Source organism: Marivirga atlantica, assembly GCF_016734805.1.
Classification (GTDB): Bacteria; Bacteroidota; Bacteroidia; order Cytophagales; family Cyclobacteriaceae; genus Marivirga; species Marivirga atlantica.
This window is the reverse complement of the sequence record NZ_JAERQG010000001.1, coordinates 1,427,637-1,448,610: the sequence shown is the minus strand read 5'-3', so window position 1 is coordinate 1,448,610 and position 20,974 is coordinate 1,427,637. Positions and strand designations below refer to the sequence as shown.

The 20,974-nt window shown below is 36.3% G+C and carries 19 protein-coding genes; 2 read left to right on the top strand and 17 right to left on the bottom strand.

The genetic code is table 11. From position 1 onward, the window contains the following. Position 1: 1 nt before the first annotated feature. On the bottom strand, positions 2-976 hold the full coding sequence (locus tag JKP34_RS06525) for a FecR family protein (protein ID WP_236664905.1): 975 nt from the start codon (positions 974-976) through the stop codon (positions 2-4). A 90-nt stretch (positions 977-1,066) separates the two neighbouring features. After that, positions 1,067-1,636 carry an RNA polymerase sigma-70 factor gene (locus tag JKP34_RS06520; RefSeq protein ID WP_201918911.1) on the bottom strand — a complete coding sequence of 190 codons (570 nt, stop codon included), beginning with the start codon at positions 1,634-1,636 and terminating at the stop codon, positions 1,067-1,069. Between the two features lie 217 nt (positions 1,637-1,853). On the opposite strand from JKP34_RS06520, the gene JKP34_RS06515 reads away from it, so the two are divergent. Further along, a complete protein-coding gene (locus JKP34_RS06515) occupies positions 1,854-2,429 on the top strand; it encodes a Crp/Fnr family transcriptional regulator (RefSeq protein WP_201918909.1) in 576 nt (191 codons plus the stop codon). A gap of 1 nt (position 2,430) precedes the next feature. Here the strand turns inward: JKP34_RS06515 and JKP34_RS06510 are convergent, their stop codons facing one another. Further along, entirely contained in the window at positions 2,431-4,827 is a 2,397-nt protein-coding gene (locus tag JKP34_RS06510; RefSeq protein WP_201918907.1) for a TonB-dependent receptor, read from the bottom strand. Between the two features lie 251 nt (positions 4,828-5,078). On the opposite strand from JKP34_RS06510, the gene JKP34_RS06505 reads away from it, so the two are divergent. Beyond that, positions 5,079-6,038, top strand: coding sequence for a DUF4407 domain-containing protein (locus JKP34_RS06505; RefSeq protein ID WP_201918905.1), 960 nt, complete (start codon positions 5,079-5,081; stop codon positions 6,036-6,038). A gap of 25 nt (positions 6,039-6,063) precedes the next feature. On the opposite strand, the gene JKP34_RS06500 is transcribed toward JKP34_RS06505, so the two are convergent. From JKP34_RS06500 to JKP34_RS06435, 14 genes are all read right to left on the bottom strand, one after another. Further along, positions 6,064-7,500: a TolC family protein gene (locus JKP34_RS06500; protein ID WP_201918903.1), complete on the bottom strand. Its 1,437-nt coding sequence runs from the start codon at positions 7,498-7,500 to the stop codon at positions 6,064-6,066. A gap of 10 nt (positions 7,501-7,510) precedes the next feature. Then, complete coding sequence (locus tag JKP34_RS06495; RefSeq protein ID WP_201918901.1) at positions 7,511-10,726, bottom strand: efflux RND transporter permease subunit; 3,216 nt, start codon at positions 10,724-10,726, stop codon at positions 7,511-7,513. Between the two features lie 23 nt (positions 10,727-10,749). Next, positions 10,750-11,832 (bottom strand): efflux RND transporter periplasmic adaptor subunit, encoded by a 1,083-nt coding sequence (locus JKP34_RS06490; RefSeq protein ID WP_201918899.1) that lies wholly within the window; start codon positions 11,830-11,832, stop codon positions 10,750-10,752. A gap of 231 nt (positions 11,833-12,063) precedes the next feature. After that, the gene (locus tag JKP34_RS06485) at positions 12,064-12,486 is read right to left on the bottom strand and encodes a hypothetical protein (RefSeq protein ID WP_201918897.1); all 423 of its coding nucleotides are present in this window, start codon (positions 12,484-12,486) and stop codon (positions 12,064-12,066) included. Positions 12,487-12,609: 123 nt separating this feature from the next. Further along, the gene (locus tag JKP34_RS06480) at positions 12,610-13,302 is read right to left on the bottom strand and encodes a hypothetical protein (protein WP_201918895.1); all 693 of its coding nucleotides are present in this window, start codon (positions 13,300-13,302) and stop codon (positions 12,610-12,612) included. A 61-nt stretch (positions 13,303-13,363) separates the two neighbouring features. Further along, a complete protein-coding gene (tsf, locus tag JKP34_RS06475; protein ID WP_201918893.1) occupies positions 13,364-14,194 on the bottom strand; it encodes a translation elongation factor Ts in 831 nt (276 codons plus the stop codon). Between the two features lie 120 nt (positions 14,195-14,314). Next, positions 14,315-15,109 carry a 30S ribosomal protein S2 gene (rpsB, locus tag JKP34_RS06470; RefSeq protein ID WP_201918891.1) on the bottom strand — a complete coding sequence of 265 codons (795 nt, stop codon included), beginning with the start codon at positions 15,107-15,109 and terminating at the stop codon, positions 14,315-14,317. A 77-nt stretch (positions 15,110-15,186) separates the two neighbouring features. Then, positions 15,187-15,573, bottom strand: coding sequence for a 30S ribosomal protein S9 (rpsI, locus tag JKP34_RS06465; RefSeq protein ID WP_201918889.1), 387 nt, complete (start codon positions 15,571-15,573; stop codon positions 15,187-15,189). Positions 15,574-15,579: 6 nt separating this feature from the next. Next, entirely contained in the window at positions 15,580-16,029 is a 450-nt protein-coding gene (rplM, locus tag JKP34_RS06460) for a 50S ribosomal protein L13 (RefSeq protein WP_201918886.1), read from the bottom strand. 167 nt (positions 16,030-16,196) lie between these two features. After that, positions 16,197-16,913: an RluA family pseudouridine synthase gene (locus tag JKP34_RS06455; RefSeq protein WP_201918884.1), complete on the bottom strand. Its 717-nt coding sequence runs from the start codon at positions 16,911-16,913 to the stop codon at positions 16,197-16,199. 6 nt (positions 16,914-16,919) lie between these two features. Further along, the gene (locus tag JKP34_RS06450) at positions 16,920-17,993 is read right to left on the bottom strand and encodes a sensor histidine kinase (RefSeq protein ID WP_201918882.1); all 1,074 of its coding nucleotides are present in this window, start codon (positions 17,991-17,993) and stop codon (positions 16,920-16,922) included. Positions 17,994-17,996: 3 nt separating this feature from the next. Further along, positions 17,997-18,689, bottom strand: a complete 693-nt coding sequence (locus JKP34_RS06445; RefSeq protein WP_201918880.1) for a response regulator transcription factor — start codon at positions 18,687-18,689, stop codon at positions 17,997-17,999. A 111-nt stretch (positions 18,690-18,800) separates the two neighbouring features. Next, entirely contained in the window at positions 18,801-19,835 is a 1,035-nt protein-coding gene (locus JKP34_RS06440) for an aminopeptidase (RefSeq protein ID WP_201918878.1), read from the bottom strand. Further along, positions 19,835-20,962, bottom strand: a complete 1,128-nt coding sequence (locus JKP34_RS06435; protein WP_201918876.1) for a hypothetical protein — start codon at positions 20,960-20,962, stop codon at positions 19,835-19,837. The genes JKP34_RS06440 and JKP34_RS06435 overlap by 1 nt, the downstream gene beginning before the upstream one ends. Positions 20,963-20,974: the final 12 nt, after the last annotated feature.

Here is a 20,974-nt window from a genome sequence, read left to right as displayed (position 1 = left end):
TTTATTTTTGATTGTTACATCCTTTTCCGTTTATATATATTCTGTTCGATTTCACTTCATAAGAAATACCCAAAGCTTCTTTTAAGACTTCAAGTACATTTAACAGCTTCTCATTTTTAAACTGTCCGGTAAAAACACAATTTGCTATAGAGGAATTTTTGATTGTTATATCCATATAATACCATCTCTCAAGCTCCACAATTACCTGCTCTAATGAGGTATTCTTGAAATTCATTGTACCTGTTTGCCAAGCCAACACATCATTTAAATCCGCCTTACTTTTTGAGAGATGCTCATTTTCAAAAATGGCCTGCTGATGAGGTTCTAAGAATACTTTAGCATCAGAAGTGCTAACAGATACTTTTCCCGTGGCAACAGTCACTATCTGTTTTTGACCTTCGTAGGCCTCTATATTGAAAGATGTTCCCAGTACTTTGGTTTGAAGACCGGCAGATTGTATAATAAAAGGTTTGCTTTCATCTCTTTTTACTTTGAAAAAAGCTTCCCCACTTAAAACAACCTCTCTTATATCGTCATCAAAATGTTTTGGATAAGTAATGCTACTACCTACATTTAATATAACTAATGAACCATCAGACAATTTAACTTCTAGTCTTTCACCAAAAGCGGTGGTTTGAGTAACAAAACCATTCTGGTTGGTTTGTATTATATATAATAGGGCACTTGTAAGAATCATTAATGCGATGGCCGCGGCAAACCTAAACCTCCATTTATTTGATTTACTTCTTTGATTCTCCTGATATATGAAATCACTCACTTTATGAAAAGATTGATCTGAGGAAAATTCTGGTGTATTTAGTCGAAAGCTTTGATTCCATGCCTGTTTGGCTTCATGAAATTGCTCATAATTACTGATATTATCAGCCGCCCACTTTTCAATTACTGCATCTTCAACCGGGTTGGTTTCTCGTGCAAAGTAACGCGCCAAAAATTCGTCTGTTATTTCTTGAGACATTGGATAACTCATTTGTGTTTAGGACACAAAAATAAGAAAGCTACCCTTATAAAATCGTGTTAATTAAATATTAAGAAGTAAAAAAAGTCATTAACTCTTAATTAACATATCAAATGAGGTGTTTTTAAGATTTTCTCTTAAGAGTTTCAAGGCTTTACCCATATGAGCCTCTACTGTTTTAACAGAAATTTGAAGTAGTTCTGCAATTTCTTTATACGAAAAACCATCCTCACGATGAAGAAGAAAAACAACCTTAACTGGTTCAGATAGTATCCCTAGCATTTTCTCTATACCTACTTGATTTTCAGCATCGATCATTTGAAGTTCAGGAGTTGTATGATGAGCCTTATCTATATCTAGTTCATCTGTTGTAAACTCAATTTTATTCTTTCGAATTTCATTTAGGCTTTTGTGAATAACACATTTGTATAGGTATGCCTTTATGGATTTAGTGATAGATAACTTATTTCGTTTTTGCCATAAATGCATAAATACATCTGCAACAACCTCCTCTGCAAGATCTTTATCTTTTAAATATTGATAGGCAAATCGACATAGTGCTACATAATAACGCTCAAATAGCAGGCGCATAGCCTTCTCATTACCTTTCTGCATTTCCTGTAGCAGTTGTAAGTCAGTATGTAGCGAAATAACCTTCATGAGAAATTGAGCAATAAATTTGGTGGCATTTCATCTTTAAAACGAGCAATGTTTGTTATTAAATTTTTAAGGATGTATTGGCATCCTTAAAAATTATTGTTTCCGCCAGGTATGACTTTTGAGAAATTAAAAATCATGCCTCGCTTAATGCCAAGATATTACTATGTTCGTGTTAAAATAGAACAAGATTATTTTAGAGATGAGCAACACTGATATTTTGAAGAATTTTCTCGGGCAGATGCAGGTACTGACGGGAGAAGAAGTTGAGATTATTGCTGAAAACACGATTTTGAAGGATTATAAGAAGGGTTCCTTACTTTTAAAAGAAGGTGAAATCCCGAAATATTGTTACATGGTGCTATCCGGTTGTGTCAGAGAATTTGTGATAATAGATGGTGAAGAAAAATCAACAGCATTTTATACTGAAGGCGATAAAATCACGTCTTATACAGATCAGGGAAAAGGATTTGCCTCAAAGCACTATTTAGAATGTATTGAAAATTGTATTCTCACTATAAGTACTGAAAATTTTGAAGAAGAGCTTAGAAAATTAGTACCGAGGTTAGATGCCATAATTATTGAAGTAGCAAAGGAAAAATCTGGGAAAGAAAAGCAAGAATGGACTAAATTCATCTCTTCTTCCCCAGAAGAACGTTACCAAAATTTAATGGAAACAAGACCTACGCTATTGAACAGAGTTCCTCAGGTACAGCTGGCTTCGTTTTTAGGAATAAAGCCTGAATCATTAAGCAGGTTACGTAAAAGAATTCATGAAAAGAATAAACAGGCATAAGCTAAAAATAGAAACGGTATAAGACATTTGGCACTATCCCTACCTGTCTTTCATTGCCTATTCCATTTTCAGCACTTGTGTCATAAAACTCAGTAAGCCTAGCCCTATTATTAGTTATATTATCAATGTTTAGAAATAACTCGTGTGTTGTACTTCGTTTATTCCATTTATAACTCAAACTTAGTACTACATTGACAATATCGTCCAATTTTGTCTCATAAGCTCTCGAATAATCATATATCTGGCCATTTTCAGGGTCGACATCTAACCTACCCTCTCCATCTCTTAATAAGGGAATTATATGCCTGCCACCTCCTAAATGCGTTTTAAAGTTTACGCCAAATATTTGATTGTTTTTTCTACCCCAACCTTCAAACTCTTTCCCTGCCAGTAAATTCACAAGGTAATTTCCGTTAAAACGTGTATTTCTTTTTACACCATCCAATGCAGTGTAATTTGACTCATACAAACTGGCATTAAGTAAAAAGTAGAATCCCCTTCTCATAAACCGTTCTAAGTTTATTTCTACTCCATAATTTTCGCCTGTCCCTTCATTAACTAAATCAACATAATTCAACTCTAAGCCTTCATTTAAAGTTGAGTAAGAACTGCTTATACTATTTTCAACAGGTATGTTATAGAGTTGCTGATAATAAATTTCTGTACTTAACTGAATACCATCAGTAATGTATGATTTAAGGCTGGCTACATAGTGGTTAGCTCTAAGTAGGCCTAAGTCTAAGTTGGGATAAGTTCTTCTACCTTCGTCATCCAAAATTATAGTAAAGTAATTATGAATACTTTCCATTTTACTATGGTTGCCATAACCAAGGTTTAATTCTAACCTATCATTAAACAAATATTGCGCTGATAAACGAGGTTCAAGAGTGTTTTTATTGTTGAACAGAATATTATTGTTGTGCAATCCGGCTACAAAAGATAATTGGTTATTGGGAGAATACTTCCATGATGCAAAGGATTGTAAACTTTCTATACTTTCATTAAAATCTGCCAGGTATGTTCTTTGATTAGTTTCATTTAAGCTACTTTGAGTTAAGTCTTGTTCAGATATAGAGTATCTTAACCCAGCCCTGAAATTATGCTTTGCATTAACTTTATACGTAAATATGGAATTTAAACGATAAACACGTTTAAATAAGTCCGTTTGAAATTGAAGCCTCTGCTCAGTTTCATCATCGGTATATATATTTTCAAAAACTCTATCTTTAATACCTTCAGAAGAGTACGATAAGCTTGATTCTACAATTGCCTTTTTACCAATACTAATGAAGTGGTTTAATCCTGTATTGAAAAGAGAAGCATCTTTCTCAAAATCCTTAGTCACCTCTGACTGTATAAAATCTTCTCCCGGAGTTACCCAAGTAGCCGGGTCAACATCTTCAAAGGTAAAACCACTTTTCCCTTGCAAGCCATAAATTGAGAAAGCGCCCATCTTATCTGTTGGTAGCCACATTTTATAGGTAGCATCTTGAAAATTTAGATTCGCTCCATCAACCTCCACTAAATTTAATTCATTGGCCAAACCAATTGTAGAATATCTGTAGTTTATAAGATAAGACCCTTTATATCCTTTTTTAAAAGGACCTTCCAGGGTTAGATCAGTACCTAAAAGCCCTAGTCCTAAAATACCCTCAAACTTTTCGTTATTTCCTTTTCTGATTCTAACATCATAAATTCCAGATAAAGCATTGCCAAACTCTGAAGGAAAGGCTGCCATATAGAAATCTGACTTTGCTAAAATATTATTGTTCAGAGCCCCAACTATACCACTTATCGCATTCTGGTCTCCAAAATGATTTGGATTAGTAATTTCATTCCCCTCTAACCTCCACTGTATATACTTTGGGGAGTTTCCTCTTATAACAATTTCGTTGCCACCATCAGGAGCACTTGACACTCCGGCAAAATTCGAAGCTATTTTAGAAGGATCATTAAAACCGCCTGCATATCGTGAGGTTTCTTCAGGTGAAATTGATTTAGCACCCACCAAAGCAAAATCGTTAAGAACAGAATTATCACTTGGTGCTTTTATTACTACCTCGTTTAGTTTTTCTGCAGATTCCGCTAATTCAATTTCTAAAACTACTTCTTTTGCGGAGTTCAATTCGATATTTCCAATACTCTTGCTTTGGTAACCAATGTAGGAAACTAAAAGTCCTATTCTGCCTACTGAAACACTATCTATTCTAAATGTTCCATCTACATCAGTAGCATCTCCTTTTAAAGGATCGGAATCCATTACATAAACAGAAGCACCAACCAGAGGTTCTTTAGTAACCTCATCCATCACGATTCCTCTAACTGTTTGCGTATAATTTTGTGCTGAAATTTGAACAAAGACAGCAACGCAAAAAATAGTTGTTAAAATTACTTTCATCACTTTTTTGATTTTTTTTTAGTAGTTCAAAATTGTTCATGAAAGCTTTTGCATGCATTGACTTAAGTTAAGAAAGCAAGTTTGAATGAATAATTTGTAAAGAAAATAAGAGTAGAGGTACTGTTCAAATCTTTAATTGTCATGTACTATTTTCGAACACACCCAAGTTTAGAGAACTCTTTTAGGTTATTTAAAGCGAGTTTTCATGAATGGCACCTTACTTGATTTGTATATCGTCATATTAATCAGGTATGAATAAAGTTTCGAAATTCTTTTTGTTCTGCTCAGGCGTACATCAGCCATTATTGGAAGAGTGCCCTTCAGAGAAAAACAAGTTTGTAGGCATTGGAGCCTCAGTTTTCTTTACAGGATTATTTGCATGCATTGCTGCCACCTACACCTTAATGATAGTATTTAACTCCTATTTAATTCCCATCATAATAGGGCTGTTTTGGGGCCTAATGATTTTTAACCTGGACAGGTACATTATTTCCAGCATCCGTAAATATGAATCGCTGAAGATGAACTTATGGAGCATCATTCCCAGATTGATTTTGGCCTGCATGCTTTCTTTGGTTATTGCCAAGCCTTTAGAGCTTAAAATATTTGAGCAGGAAATAACTGATGAACTTACTCTAATCAGACGTGAAATAACACAGCAGCAAACAGATAGTATCAATCAACAACTAAAAAGTGAACTACAACTTATAGAACTCAAAGAAGATCAATTGGGTGGCGAGCTTGCAGTTAAAACAAACAAAAGAGACGAATTAGTCAAAACGGCTCAACAAGAAGCTGATGGTACAGGTGGAAGTGGAAAGAGAAACTTAGGCCCCATCTACGAAGTAAAGAAAGCTAACCTTCAGGCGTATCAGCAAGAGCTTTCCGAATTTAAGGAATATCATGACAGGCAGTTTTTAAAGCTGCAAAATCAAAAAGACAGCTTAAGAAATGCATCAGCCATGGCCATAGAAAATATACAGCAGCCTATGGCCAATGGGCCTGCTGCACAATTACATGCTTTAAACAGACTCAGCAGCAGGTCATCCACTTTATGGTGGGCAGTATTCTTTATTACGCTCCTATTCATTATAGTTGAGAGCACGCCTATTCTTTTAAAAACCCTGACACCTAGAGGACCTTATGATGAACTTCTCGATAGACTGGAAAAATCCTATCTGAAAAGACATAAAAAAAGCCAGCTCTCATGAGCTGGCCTTTCACTTTCTGATTAATTTAATTTTGCCAACCGCCACCAAGAGCTCTGTAAACATTCACCCTTGCATTCATGCGTTGCATTTTTGTTTCTACTAACTCAAATTTAGATTCCAGGGCATCTCTTTGAGTCAGTAGCACTTCCATATAATCTGCCCTGGCTGATCTGAATAAAGTATTAGCTATAGTGATGGATTCTGTTAACGCATCCACCTCTTTGGACTTTAAATCATAACTACTCTGAAGGTTACCAATATTTGACAATTGATTGGCCACCTCTATGTAGGCATTTAATACCGTACGCTCATAATCAATAACCGCCTGAATTTGTCTTGAATTAGCACTCTTATATTCAGCTTTAATAGCCTTTCTGTTAATTAAAGGGGCTGCCAATTCCCCTGCCAAAGAGTACAACATTGATTCAGGAGTTTTTACTAAAAATGATGGATTAAAGGCCTGAAGCCCTATGGCTGCCGATATATCCAACGATGGATAAAACCTTGCTTTAGCCACTTTGACATCCAACTTAGCAGCTTCAAGATTTAATGCTGCTTCTCTAACGTCCGGTCTGTTCTCTAACAATTGAGATGGAACACCTGCCTGTATAGTATCTGGCATTAAGTTGTTGAAGGTTTCTGCATCTCGCTCAATTGGTTGAGGATACCTACCTACCAGGTAATTCAGCTCATTTTCCGTTTCATAGATTCTTTGCTGAATATCGTATTGTAAGCTTCTGGTGTGAAATACTTCTGCCTCAAACTTACGAACAGCCAATTCAGTGACCTTGGCTGCCTGTTTTTGCAACTTCACAATTTCAAGCGCATTGCTTTGTATCTCAATATTCCTTTTTACTATTGCCAGCTGATTATCAAGCGCCAGTAACTCATAGTAAGCATTGGCAATTTCAGCTACCAGATTAGTAACAAGAAAATTCTTACCCTCAATGGAAGACATATATCTCTTCACTGCAGACTTCTTAGAATTTCTAAGCTTTCGCCAGATATCCACTTCCCAGTTAGCCACAGCACCAACCATTAAGTCGGGCACTGGGCTGTCCAGATTACGCTCTTCCTGCTCATTGAAATACTCTTCATTGGCACCTAAAGGTGTATGAAGGGCGTTTTTCTCTAGTCCACCACCTGCTTTGAGACCAACTGAAGGAAGTATCTCACCTTGCTTAGCTTGAACTTCATTAGCTGAAATAGCAATTTCCTGAAGTACAATATTCAACTCCTGGTTGTTGCTTAAAGCTGTATCTATCAGACCTATCAAATACTGATCCTGAAAATAGTCCTTCCAGTGAACCTTAGTATTATTGGTAGTATCTTCCGATGCACTATAAGTATCGGGGAGATTTACCTGCGCTGAACGCTCCACTAACGAAGGTGTTTTACATGCTGTAAACACCAATGAAAGGAAGATTACTCCAAATGTTATTTTTATTATGCTTCTATTCATTTCTTTTCGTTTAATCAATGCGTACTTTTTCATCATGATCATCGTCCTTGTCATCATCTTCAGACTCATAAACAGGATTATAATCTTCACTCAATGGTGAATCATACTCATCCTTAATCATGGACCTACCATCAGCCATTCTACCAAATATGTAGTACAAACCTGGTATAATGATTACACCGAATACGGTACCGAAAAGCATACCTCCTAAAGCTGAAGAACCGATGGTTCTATTACCAATAGCACCAGCTCCTGTAGCAATAATTAAAGGAATTAAACCAGCTATAAAGGCGAAAGAAGTCATCAAAATAGGACGGAAACGAACGCGAGCACCTTCAATAGCCGCTTCCAGAATTGTTGCGCCCTGACTCCTCTTCTGTACAGCAAACTCTACAATTAGCACAGCATTTTTACCCAATAAACCTACCAGCATGATAAGACCTATTTGAGCATAAATGTCATTGGCTAAGCCCATAGCTTTAAGTAACATGAACGAACCAAATACCCCTACAGGAAGTGATAGCACAACAGCTAAAGGAATAATAAAGCTCTCATATTGTGCTGCCAAAACGAAATAGACAAACACCAATACAATTATGAATACGTAAAGTGCTTCATTTCCACGTTGCGCTTCATCGTATGAAAGTCCTTCCCAGGCAATATCATAACCACGAGGTAAGGTTTTCTCTGCTACTTCTCTTACCGCCTGAATAGCATCGGCAGAAGTATAACCTTTAGCCGGTAAACCTCTGATGGATGCTGAATTATACATGTTAAACCTGGTAATTTCATTTGGTCCCTGCTTCTTCTCTATTTTCATAAAGGATGAATAAGGTACCATCTCACCATGATCATTCTTCACATAAAATTTCAGAATATCAGATGGCATTCTTCTAAACTGAGGATCGGCCTGAACATATACTTTGAAGAATCTTCCGAACCTAATGAAGCCTTGCTCATAAGTACTACCAATTAAAATATTCAGGTTCTCCATAGCCTTACCAATGGAAACCCCCTTCTGCATGGCTAACTCATTATCAATAGTTAATTCATACTGAGGATAGTTGGCTGCGAAGAAAGTAAACAAACCAGTAATCTCAGGTCGCTCACGCAGATTATCCATAAACTGGTTGTTGATTTTATCAAATTCCTGATAATCTGTGCTTGTTGTTTTATCAAGCAAACGCATAGAGAAACCTCCTGAAGAACCAAAACCTGGAATTGCCGGAGGCTCAAAAAACTCAATAACGGCTCCAAGACCTTTAGATTTTTCTTCAAGCTCTTCCATAATCTCAGTTACAGTATGCTCTCTTTCTGACCAGCTTTTAAGGTTAATCAAACAAGTACCGGCATTCGATCCCCTACCCTCTGTCATGATTTCGTAACCTGCCAATGATGATACTGACTCTATACCGTCAACTTCTTCAGCTACCTTTTGCAACTTCTGCGAGACCTGATTGGTACGCTCAAGTGTTGCACCCGGAGGTGTCTGAATAATGGCATATATAGTTCCTTGATCTTCACTAGGAATGAAGCCTGAAGGCAGTATTTGATTTTCAAAGAAGATACCAACGCAGAAGGCAATTAATACACCGAACGTTAACATTCTTCTATTTACTATCAACTTCAACAAGCTTGTATATCGACCTGTGAGCTTTTCAAAACCTCTATTGAAACTATCAATTCCTCTGTTTAACAAGTGTTTCTTACGAGGTTTACCATGCGTATTTTTCAATAACATGGCACATAAAACAGGAGTAAGCGTTAAGGCAATAAGCGCTGAAATAACTATTGAACTTGCCATAGTTATAGAGAACTGGCGGTAGAAGGTACCCACCGGACCAGACATAAATGATATCGGTAAAAATACTGATACCATCACCATTGTTATGGCAATAATAGCTCCGCTAATTTCAGACATTACCTTTCGCACTGCTTTGTATGGCGTTAGGTTTTCCTCTTCCATCTTGGCGTGGACGGCTTCAACCACCACAATGGCATCATCGACCACAATACCAATGGCTAGCACCAGGGCAAAAAGTGTCACCAAGTTAATGGATAGCCCAAAGAACTGAATCACGAAAAAGGCACCTATTAAAGAAACTGGTACTGCCAGAATTGGTATTAATGTTGAACGCCAGTCACCCAGGAATATAAATACCACTATAGCAACCAAAATAAACGCATCTCTTAATGTGTGAATTACCTGCTCAATTGAGGCATCCAGGAATTTAGATACATCATAACTGATTTTGTAATCTACTCCCGGAGGGAAATTCTGCTTCATTTCCTCAAGCGTAGACTTTACATTCTCAATTACTTCTGTGGCATTGGTACCATAATTCTGCTTGAGTACTATTGCTGCAGAAGGGTGACCATCTAAGTTGGAGTAAATATCAAAGAACTCACTACCAAGCTCTATCTTGGCAATATCTTTCAGGTGAATGCTCTCTCCTTCTGCATTAGCCCTTACAATTATATTTTCATACTGTTCTGGCTTATTGAACCTTCCTTGATAAGTAAGAACATATTCTAAAGATTGTGCCGCTATACCTGAGCTACGGCCCAACCTACCCGGACGACCAATAATACTCTGCTCTCCCATAGCTTCCATTACTTCATCAATAGAAATATCATAAGCTCTCATTCGGTCGGGGTTCAGCCATACACGCATAGCATATTTACGGCTACCTAGTATTTGTGCCCTTGCTACACCATTGATACGCTGTATTTCAGGTATCATATGAACGTTAGCATAGTTGTATAGGAATTTTTCGTCCATCCTTTCATCATTACCATATAGGTTGACATACATCAACATACTTGGCTGAATAGGTGTGATGATTACACCTTCCCTTTGTACCAACTCAGGTAATAGTGGCATTACCTGATCGACTCGCGTCTTGACTCGAATTACGGCTTGGTTAGGATCTGTACCAGGTTCAAATATCACTCTTAGTGTAGCTTCACCGGCACTGGTAGCATCGGTAGCCATGTAGCGCATACCCTGTACACCATTAATTGAATTTTCAAGTGTTACTAAAGTAGAGTTTACAAGTACTTCAGCACTTGAGCCTGGGTAAGCTATAAATATATTTACTGTGGTTGGGGCAATTTGCGGAAACTGCGAGATAGGCAGTTGACGTATAGCTAGCAAACCAACAAATACAATAGTGATAGAAATCACTATTGCCAATACTGGTCTGTGGATTATTTTACTAAACATATGTGAATATTTTTAATGATGAATTATTCAGCGTAAAGCTCCAGACCCGCCAATGCAGTTGATGGTTCTACAAAGTCAAACTCTATTTGATCATTAGCTCGAACTAATCTTAAACCATCAAGAAGAATCTTATCATCTTCTTTTAAACCATCGCTAATAGCATAGATGTGAGGTAACTCACTTGCAATTTCAATTTCTCGTGCCTGTACCCTATGCTCTTCATCAATTACAAAGACATACTTTTTCTCTAACACCTCAAAGGTTGCCTTTTGAGGTATTAATAAGGCATCATTTAATGCAACCCGCATTTCAATATTACCTGTCTCACCATGTCTCAATAATGCATCAGGATTTGGAAAAGTAGCCCTAAACGGAATGTTACCTGTTTCATGATTAAAATCAGCCTCGATAGTTTCTACTTTCCCGTCATATTTGAAAAGCTTGTTATTAGCCATAAGCAGTTGCACTGTCACTGCACTATCACTTTTCAGCTCCGTCATATAATCCAAATATTCTGCCTCGGGTACATTATAATACACCCACATTTGGCTATTGTCGGATAGGTGAGTAAGCAATTCACCTTCTTCAACCAAACTTCCTTCCCGTACATGGAAGCGATCAATAATTCCGTCAAAAGGTGCACGAATATCAGTAAAATCAAGGTGTACTCTGGCAAGACTCAGCTCAGCCTTGGCTTTAGCTAATTTTGCTTTGGCCATGGCTAGCTCATTCGGAGCAACTACATTATTTTCAGCCAGGTTTTTAGTATTATCATATTCAATTTGAGCAAAATTCACCTCTGCCTCTGCTCTTTCTAATTCAGCCTGATATAAACGAGGCATTACTTTAAATAAGAGTTGCCCCTTTTTTACATGTTGGCCTTCGTCAACATAAATATTTTCGAGATATCCTCTTTCCTGCGCCATTAACTCAATGTGCCTTATGGAATGAATTTGACAGACATACTCTTTTACTAATGAAGTGTCTTTTCTAACTGGAGATGTAACTGGAAACTTATGTTCGGCTTCATGATGTGCTTCCTTGTGCTGACAACTGCTTGTCCATAAAGCGAATGACACACCAATGAAAATCAATATTTTTTTCATGTTGATATTTATTTATACTGAACACAGGATTAAACCATCGCAATAGAACGTGCTTCCATTAAAGCTGTAATGCGAGTTATTACCTGTAACAGGTATTTTGTTGTTTAAATAAGATTGATAAAAGTGTTAAACAGCAGCTTTGTAAAGCATAAGCTGCTAGTTATTTTTTTAAGTAATTTCTAAAAGGAATTGAAAATCTGGAACTGTAAGATCACAGCCCTATGAGTGGTATTATATTCTAAAAACTGCATGCAGTTTATATCTCTTATTGGAGATAAGATGATGAGATAAATTATCGTATTGTAAGCTTTTGGGTAAGCTAAAGTTAGAATTATGATAAACTGATGAATAAGGTGATTCTAGCGAATGCTCAATGCATTTCACATCATATTCTGAAGAAGATCGTTCATTTTCTTCTTCCTCTTCAATAAGGTTGTCATCAATCCAGCCGTTTCTATCATCGTGAATGTGACCTTGGCTAGCCTGAGAGGATATGACTGCAGATTGATGATTACTAGCATCATAAACAGCATCTACCTTAGTTGCTAAATAAGATATAAGGGTATCTGACTGCTGACCTGCAGCATTAACATGACTACCTGCGTACAGCAGTAGCGCAAATATTAAGAAGTATTTATGTAATACCTTATTCATTTATGATACAAAAGTAGAAGAGCATATTTATATCAACAAGCTAAAACGCTTAAATATTCAGTCATGTAAGTAATCTATCAGGTTTGTTTAAAACCTATCGCTATCGAACGATAGGTTTTTGAATTAGTTGCCTAACATCTTTCTCACTGTAAGACTTATGGCCAAATGATTTGCATTAGGACTTAACATAAAGTTATTCGGCCGACCATTACCTTCGTTCCAGTCGTATGATGAATACTGAAAATTGGCATTTCTAAAGGTAAAGCCCGGTTCAATAAAAAACACCTCTTTGTATACAAGGCTTAGTTTTGCGCCAAATTGATAACCAATTGAATTACCATATGCCACATCTCCGTTGTAATTATTATTTTCTGTCTGTGATGCCTCCGCAGGTAAATTATAATCTAAGCCACCATGCGCTCTAATACCGTAGAGTGCACCTTGATCTTCGAACCTGAACACATGACCAATGCCTAGTGATAAAGACTTATAATTAAAGTTGAAGGAACTTTTATTTGAGACACCATTTATATTTTCATACTGTAGAGCCAGTGCGAAATTGATTCCAGCCCCTGCGTAAAGGAAAATAGGAAGTTCGCTATCAAGCTGAACACCAAAAGAAATACCTAATCCGCTACCATAACCATACATTACATCATTTCCGGCATAGTCCATATTGGTATTCTTAAAGCCATAATTATAACCAATATCTCCATATAAGGAGAATTCCTGCGCATATGAATGATTTATAACGGTTATTAATGACATAGCAGATATCACCGCTATAAAAGCAATTTTATGAATAGTTTGTAACATATTAGTATAATAAAAAAGCCCTCAATGGAGGGCTTAAAATTTATTAAAGAAATTTCCTGAATTAACCGATTGCTACTCTTTTGAAAGCAGAAACAGTCATTCCCTTATTTACGCTATCAAGATATTGAGCGATTGATTGCTTATTATCTTTCACAAATGCCTGTGGTAATAAGGTATTCTCTTTGAAGAACTTGTTCAATTTACCTTGAGCAATTTTCTCAAGCATTTCTTCTGGCTTACCTTCCTGACGGGCTGTTTCTTTACCTATCTCGATTTCCTTCTCAATAGTAGAAGCATCAACACCTTCTTTATCAACAGCTACAGGATTCATAGCTGCAATTTGCATTGCTACATCTCTTCCAGCTTCACTTACGTCAGCATCACCTGTATTCTTAAGTGCTACTAAAACACCTAATTTACTACCTGCGTGTACATATGAAACAACCTTTTCACCTGAAAGCGTTTCGTAATGGCTGATTTCAAGTTTCTCTCCGATTTTACCTATGTTCTCAACTACTTTCTCCTGAACTGTAGTATCACCTAAAGGTAAAGCTTTTAATTCTTCAAGATCAGCAGGTTTCTTGTCTGCAACAAGCTCAATAATTTCCTGACCTAATTTTTGGAAGTCGTCATTTTTTGCAACGAAGTCAGTCTCACAAGTAAGAGAGATCAAGTAAGCTTCAGATTCGTCAGCATTAGTTTTGATAAAAACATTACCTTCAGAAGTAGCTCTGTCAGCTCTCTTCTCAGATAATTTTTGTCCTTTTTTTCTAAGGATTTCAATTGCTTTATCGAAATCACCATCAGCTTCAGTTAGGGCCTTCTTGCAATCCATCATGCCGGCACCTGTCATTTGTCTAAGCTTATTTACTTCTTGTGCTGTAATAGCCATGCTTATAAAATTTAAATGGTTTTAATTAGAGTTTAAAATTATAGTGATGTGGATAAAAAAAATTGAACACCGAATCTAGTCCAATGTTCAATTTTTGCATTACATCAAATAATCAAAGTATTATTTAGCATCTTTAGCTTCTTCCTTTGAAGGAGCTTCTTCTGCTTTAGTATCTACTGCTTTCTTTTCCTCTTCAGCTTCTTTCATTTTAGCTTCGTCCTTCTCTTGCTTTCTTTCTTGTAAGCCTTCTTCAATAGCCTTACCGAAAGTTTTAAGAATTAAGCTAATTGATTTCCAAGCATCATCATTCGCTGGAATTGGATAGTCAACCTGAGTAGGATCAGAGTTAGTATCAACAATAGCGAATACAGGAATATTCAATTTTTGTGCTTCTTTAATAGCAATGTGCTCTCTTTTGATATCAACTACGAAAAGCGCAGATGGAAGTCTGTTTAGATCAGAGATACCACCAAGTACTCTTTCTAATTTTTCACGCTCACGCTGAATCATCAATCTCTCCCTTTTTGCAAGGTTTAAGTAAGCTTCGTCTTTCATCATTTTATCGATGTTAGACATCTTCTTAAGAGACTTACGGATAGTAGCAAAGTTTGTCATCATACCACCTAACCATCTGTCGGTTACGAAAGGCATGTTCAACCTTTTTGCTTCATCCTGCACGATATCTTGTGCTTGCTTTTTAGTTGCTACAAAAAGCACTTTTTTACCTGAACGTACATGTTGCTTGATAGCGTGACAAGCCTCATCAAGAGCTGCCAATGTTTTGTTCAAGTCAATGATATGGATGCCATTACGCTCCATGAAAATGTAAGGAGCCATCTTTGGATCCCACTTTCTTGTTAAGTGTCCGAAATGGACACCAGCTTCAAGTAAATCTTTGTACTCAAGCTTAGCCATAAGTGTTTATTTTTAAATTGAAATTTATTGAAAAAGAAGTTGGTTGGAGTAGCGCTCCAACCAATTCAAAAATTTTATTAACGTTTCGAGAACTGGAATTTTCTTCTCGCTTTTCTTCTACCGTATTTCTTACGCTCAACCATTCTCGGGTCTCTTGTAAGAAATCCTTCTTTCTTCAATGCTGGTCTGTGCTCTGGATCTATTTCGCATAAAGCTCTGGAAATAGCTAAACGGATAGCTTCCGCTTGTCCTGCAACACCACCACCATCAACGTTAATTTTAAGATCATAATTTCCTTCAGTTCCTGAAGTAGCTAAAGGCTGTCTTACAATAGTTTGTAAAACTTCAGTAGGGAAATATTCTTTTAATTCTTTGGCATTAACAGTGATTTCACCTTTACCTGCTTGTAAGTACAAACGAGCAACAGATGTCTTTCTTCTACCAATAGTATTTATAACTTCCATCTATAATTATTTTGCGATTTCTTTTACTGTAGGTTTTTGTGCTTCATGACCATGTTCAGCACCTTCGTATACATAAAGATTTCTGAAAAGGTCTCTACCTAATCTGTTTTTAGGCAACATACCTCTGATAGCTCTTTCAACTAACAATGTAGATGATTTTGCCTTTAACTCACGAGGTGTAGTAGCACGCTGTCCTCCTGGGTAACCAGTATATCTTAAATATACTCTGTCGTCCCACTTGTCTCCAGTCATCTGGATTTTATCAGCGTTAATAACAATAACGTTATCACCACAATCAACATTTGGAGTATAATTAGGCTTGTTCTTCCCACGGATGATTTTTGCTACCTCACTTGCAAATCTACCTAAAACTTGACCTGTTGCATCTACAACAACCCAATTCTTGTCTACTGTAGCTTTATTTGCCGAGATGGTTTTGTAACTAAGCGTATCCACTATTTTCTCTTTTTGATTATTCCTAACTAAATGTAAATAAGCCTTTTAGCTAATGGCTCCATACCCAAATGGACACACTTCCTGCTAAAAGGGACACAAAGATAGCTGCTTAATTATGAAAATGCAATAAGGAACTGAAAAATTAATAGCAATTCTAAGACTACTTTTCAATTTCTGTTTTTAGTTAACTGCTTAATGGCCACTTCAAAATCTTTTGGATAGGGAGCTTCACAGCTCAAAGGCGCTTCATTTAAATCCAAAATAGATAAAAAACGTGCATGCAATGCAAATCGCTTAATGATGGGGAGTTCTTCTTTTCCTTTGGCTAAATGGTATTTGCTTTTTAGGTTAGATAATAAAAGCGGTTTACCTCCATAAGCATCATCACCGGTAATGGAGGCATTTAATGAAGCCAAATGAACTCTTATTTGATGCATCCTACCTGTCTCTGGAGTACACTCCACCAAAGTATGTCTTTTATATGCCTCTAAAGTGTTAAAACTCGTCTTAGCTTCTTTACCTTTTTTGTGAGAAATTTTCACATAACCTGAAGAAGTAATATGTAGAGGTAAATCAACTATTTCATTTTTAAAATCATGGATACCATCAGCTATGGCATGGTATTTTTTTATAGTAATTCGCTTCTCAAACTGAATAGATGCATTTCTGTAAGCCTCAGCATTCTTAGCTATCAACAGCACTCCAGAAGTTTCTTTATCTAATCTATGACAGATCTGAGCATCCGGCAGATAGTCCTTAACCAAGGAAAGAATAGTGATAAGATCATTCCTATCTGCTAATGTGGAAATAAAAGGTGGTTTATTAATAAATATGTAATCCTCTGTTTCTTTAAGAATAAGAGGTTTTAAAGAATCGAAATACATTTACTACTATTCAGCTTCGTCAGATTCAACAACTTTATGTTTTATAGGATTCATTCTTGGAAGTTTAAAGCTAAAGGTTGAGCCTTTACCCACAGCACTGGTTACTATTACCGATGAGCCATGTGCTTCCACTATATGCTTTACGATGGCCAGACCAAGACCGGTGCCTCCTCTATCTTTTGACCTACTCTTGTCAATCCTGTAAAAACGATCAAAGATACGTTTTATATGCTCAGGAGAAATACCTGATCCATTATCTTTCACAGAAACTTCTACATCAGCCTTATGTATCTCAAACCCGATTACTACTTCTGTATCTTCACTTGAATACTTTAAAGCATTGGTAACGAGGTTAATAATCACCTGATAAATTCTATTATAATCAGCATAAACCTCAATTGGCTCATAAGCCTTATCCAATTTTAGCTGCATATGTTTTTTCTCAGCTTTTCCCTCAAGCTGATCAATCACATCATGAACAAGGGCCAGAATATCAAAGCTTTCAAAATGCATTTTTATCTCTCCGGCCTCTATATGAGAAAGCGTAAGTAAATCATTTACTAACATTTCCAGACCATCAAGACTTTTGCCGGCCTTTTTAAGAAATTTATTCCTTACTGATTTATCCTTTACGGCACCATCGAGGAGTGTATAAATAAAGCCTTGTGCAGCAAATATTGGAGTTTTAAGCTCGTGAGAAACATCTGCCAGAAACTCTCTTCTGTAAGCTGCCATTCTCTTAAGCTCTTCTATTTCCTGTTGTTTATTGGCTGCGTAGCTATAAATCTCCTGATTAATTCTTTTTAATGGATTAAGCGTACTTTTCTCCTCAAACTCATCAATAAAAGAATAATCCTTATTACCCAGTTTATTGAATACTTCGTAAATTTTATTGATTTCCCGAAAAAAAACGAATTCGAGAATGATTGAAATAAGCAAATAGGCACTTGATGCCGCTACTGCAAAAGTAAGCAGTAAGGCCTGTATACTAATACCATCAATTAAGCTTAGAAATGCCGTAGTTACAACCGCAATGGAAAATGCTAGTAAAACCGCTACCGCCCGCGAATTGTAAAACATAAATTAGGAATCTAAATCAAACTTATACCCTACTCCTTTTATAGTAGTGATAAATCCCTCACCAACTTTCTCCCTCACTTTTCGCACGTGCACATCCACCGTTCTAGCCAACACATAAACATCGGCTCCCCAGATGTTTTGAAGCAGCTCATCCCTATTAAAGACTTTATTCGGGTTCTGGGCTAAGAAATACAATAATTCGAATTCCTTTTTAGGCAATGTAACTTGTTTATCGCCAACACTAACTGTGTAACTTGTTCTATCAATTGATAAGTCACCAATTGTAATTTTACTGTTTTCCTTTTTCTTTTTAGTATCTCTTCTAAAATAAGCATTAATTCTGCTCATCAATGCTCTTGGCTTTATAGGCTTCGTAATGTAATCATCAGCACCATTTTCAAAAGCAGCTACTTCAGAGTACTCTTCGGAGCGGGCAGTTAGAAATATGATAAAGGCACCAGTAGTTTCTGGAGCTTCTCTCAATTGTCTACAAGTTTCTACTCCATCCTGATTAGGCATCATAATATCAAGAAGCACAAGTTGCGGCTGAAATTTCTTTGCAATTTCAACTGCCTTTACTCCATCAGAAGCAGTTTTAACCTCATATCCCTCCTTTTCAAGGTTATATTCAAGAATTTCAAGAATGTCAGACTCATCATCTACAACCAATACTTTTTGGTTTTGCTTGTTAGCCATAGTGTTTATTGTTACTTTATTTTCACTTAAAACTCGATAAAAATATCAATAAATTAAGCAGATAAATGGTTATTAACAATTTCTTAATACCTAGCACTCGGTGAAAAACCTTCAAATAGAGTTGAAATTTGTAGCATAGTAAGCCAGCATCTTAAGCACATCTTCATCAAAATCAGAAAGATACTGTTCTTCTAGTTTTTGCTGAATACTACCATATCTTTCAAAGGCAAGTAAATGCGCATTATTAAGTGAATCATTTTGAATGAGATAATCGGCATAGACCGGGTTGTTAAATTGCAACATGCTCAATTGATTCCTGAAATTTATAAACGCCTTAGCTTTAGCCTTTGCTTTTTGGCTGTCATCTAAACCTTCTAATCCAATATATAACTCATTAAAAAAGCTCAATTGATTGTTGATAAAGCTATTAAGTCTTAAGGCATCCTGAATATTAGACTGATACTGGTTGATTTCCTCAGAAAAATAATTAGAATCTCTCAGGTATTTTAAGGTCATCTTTCTACCCAGGAAAGAGGCTAAGTTTTCGTTGAAATCTGTACTATCTTTAATGTAAACCACATCATGAATCAACTCATGAAATATCACTTCAGCTAGTTTAGCTTCGCTGCGTTCAAGTAGTTTACTCATTAAAGGATCATTAAACCAGCCTAATGTAGACCATGCCCCGACAGGACGAATCCTAACATCAAAGCCTTTATTAGATAGTCTTTTAGCTTCTTTCTCAGCCTCTTTGTAAATAAAAAAGCCTTTATAACTGACTTCACCCAATATGGGAAATTGCCAGGTATAACTCTTAAGCTCATAAGGTTCAGCCGCAGTCACAACCCATAAAACATCTTTTCCTTTTTGGTCAAATACTTTTTCGTATTGATCTTCTGCAGGTAAGCTAAGGCTATCAACTGCGTAGCGCTTTATTTCGTCAAGTAGTTTAAGTTTACTCTTTAAACTATCAGGGAAATCAGGGCTATTCAAAAAATAACCAACTGGCTGAGCCTCCTTAATAATTTTGAATTGACCCTTAGCTTGCATAAAGCCATATGATAGCTCTTTATAAAAAAGACTGCATACCGCTGTAATTAACAACAAAACAAGAATAAGTATTTTTCTACCTCTAGCTAGTTTCATTAGCCCTTTCCAATAGGAATAGTTTTAAAAATATTGAAATAGATGGCATGTGAGAATTCAAATTTATTATTTCCGAAATCCCAGAAAGGCTCAAACCTCAACAACAAATTAGTTGATTCTCCCAAAGAAAACTCATTCATAACTCTTAGAATCAGTAATTCCCTTACATCTTCAAAATAGCGTGATCCAAAATTGGTAGTATAAGATTGGTAAATGCGCCCTCCTTTGTAAGAATAGAAATGATCTCCCCGCCAGTAAGAAAGCATAAAAGTTCCTATTTCACCTGAAATACTTGCATTTAAATATGCGCCATAACCCTCTAAATAAGGTAGCTCTGGTTCAGGAGAGGTATCCACAAAGTGCACCACGTGTCCTTCAAGCTTAAAACTGTTCAGATGTTTTCCGGAAAAGCCTTTTTCATAACTGGCTCCAATGCTATTGTTAAATACAATTATTAATGGAACATTTTGTAAGGTATCAATTTGACCTCCTCTGTGATAACCGCGGAACTGATATATTAAATTAAGCTTTTGCTTTTCATTATTTATGAGCTTGTAGTGATTTACCAATCCTCCAGAAATATGTTCTTTAAAATCAGAGGCTGGATAAATCATTTGTTCCCAATTAACCCATCCATCAAGAAACATTTTATCAGTTTCTCTTAAAAACTGTAAACCCTTTTCTGGTCTATCATAAAGCAAGCGTTCGAAATCCTCTAAAGGTTCAATCATTCTATGATGAACACTACCGTTGATATTACCAAAAATCAATTGATTGCTGTCCCATCCATATAAAATGTTAAAATATGGCTCGTAATAAGTAAGGTCAGGGTTGCCAAAATCTTGTTGCAGCATTACTCCTCCATTAATTTTTAATTGGGCATTAAGTTGCCATCCTAATGAAGGAATAATCTTGTAACCAAAAAGCGTGTAACCTTGGTTAATCTTGTTATAGTATTCGTTATTTTTATTAAAACCCAGAGCTCTTAAACTAAAAGTATAGGGTGTTTTGTAAGATGAATCTAATTCAAGCTTTTGTTCAAGCCCGCTATTATCAAGCTGTGCATGTAAGGCATTTAAGCTTAAAAAAAGAAAAAATATGGTGTAGATTTTACTGTATTTGGGCATTTAATCCTTTGA

Bases quoted from the DNA above. Each gene is read 5' to 3' on its own strand.
- JKP34_RS06440 (WP_201918878.1), bottom strand. From the start codon at position 19,835: ATGAAACTAGCTAGAGGTAGAAAAATACTTATTCTTGTTTTGTTGTTA.
- JKP34_RS06455 (WP_201918884.1), bottom strand. From the start codon at position 16,913: ATGTATTTCGATTCTTTAAAACCTCTTATTCTTAAAGAAACAGAGGAT.
- JKP34_RS06485 (WP_201918897.1), bottom strand. From the start codon at position 12,486: ATGAATAAGGTATTACATAAATACTTCTTAATATTTGCGCTACTGCTG.
- tsf (WP_201918893.1), bottom strand. From the start codon at position 14,194: ATGGCTATTACAGCACAAGAAGTAAATAAGCTTAGACAAATGACAGGT.
- JKP34_RS06480 (WP_201918895.1), bottom strand. From the start codon at position 13,302: ATGTTACAAACTATTCATAAAATTGCTTTTATAGCGGTGATATCTGCT.
- JKP34_RS06490 (WP_201918899.1), bottom strand. From the start codon at position 11,832: ATGAAAAAAATATTGATTTTCATTGGTGTGTCATTCGCTTTATGGACA.
- JKP34_RS06450 (WP_201918882.1), bottom strand. From the start codon at position 17,993: ATGTTTTACAATTCGCGGGCGGTAGCGGTTTTACTAGCATTTTCCATT.
- rpsB (WP_201918891.1), bottom strand. From the start codon at position 15,109: ATGGCTAAGCTTGAGTACAAAGATTTACTTGAAGCTGGTGTCCATTTC.
- JKP34_RS06445 (WP_201918880.1), bottom strand. From the start codon at position 18,689: ATGGCTAACAAGCAAAACCAAAAAGTATTGGTTGTAGATGATGAGTCT.
- JKP34_RS06495 (WP_201918901.1), bottom strand. From the start codon at position 10,726: ATGTTTAGTAAAATAATCCACAGACCAGTATTGGCAATAGTGATTTCT.
- JKP34_RS06500 (WP_201918903.1), bottom strand. From the start codon at position 7,500: ATGAATAGAAGCATAATAAAAATAACATTTGGAGTAATCTTCCTTTCA.
- JKP34_RS06505 (WP_201918905.1), top strand. From the start codon at position 5,079: ATGAATAAAGTTTCGAAATTCTTTTTGTTCTGCTCAGGCGTACATCAG.
- JKP34_RS06525 (WP_236664905.1), bottom strand. From the start codon at position 976: ATGTCTCAAGAAATAACAGACGAATTTTTGGCGCGTTACTTTGCACGA.
- JKP34_RS06510 (WP_201918907.1), bottom strand. From the start codon at position 4,827: ATGAAAGTAATTTTAACAACTATTTTTTGCGTTGCTGTCTTTGTTCAA.
- rpsI (WP_201918889.1), bottom strand. From the start codon at position 15,573: ATGGAAGTTATAAATACTATTGGTAGAAGAAAGACATCTGTTGCTCGT.
- JKP34_RS06435 (WP_201918876.1), bottom strand. From the start codon at position 20,962: ATGCCCAAATACAGTAAAATCTACACCATATTTTTTCTTTTTTTAAGC.
- JKP34_RS06520 (WP_201918911.1), bottom strand. From the start codon at position 1,636: ATGAAGGTTATTTCGCTACATACTGACTTACAACTGCTACAGGAAATG.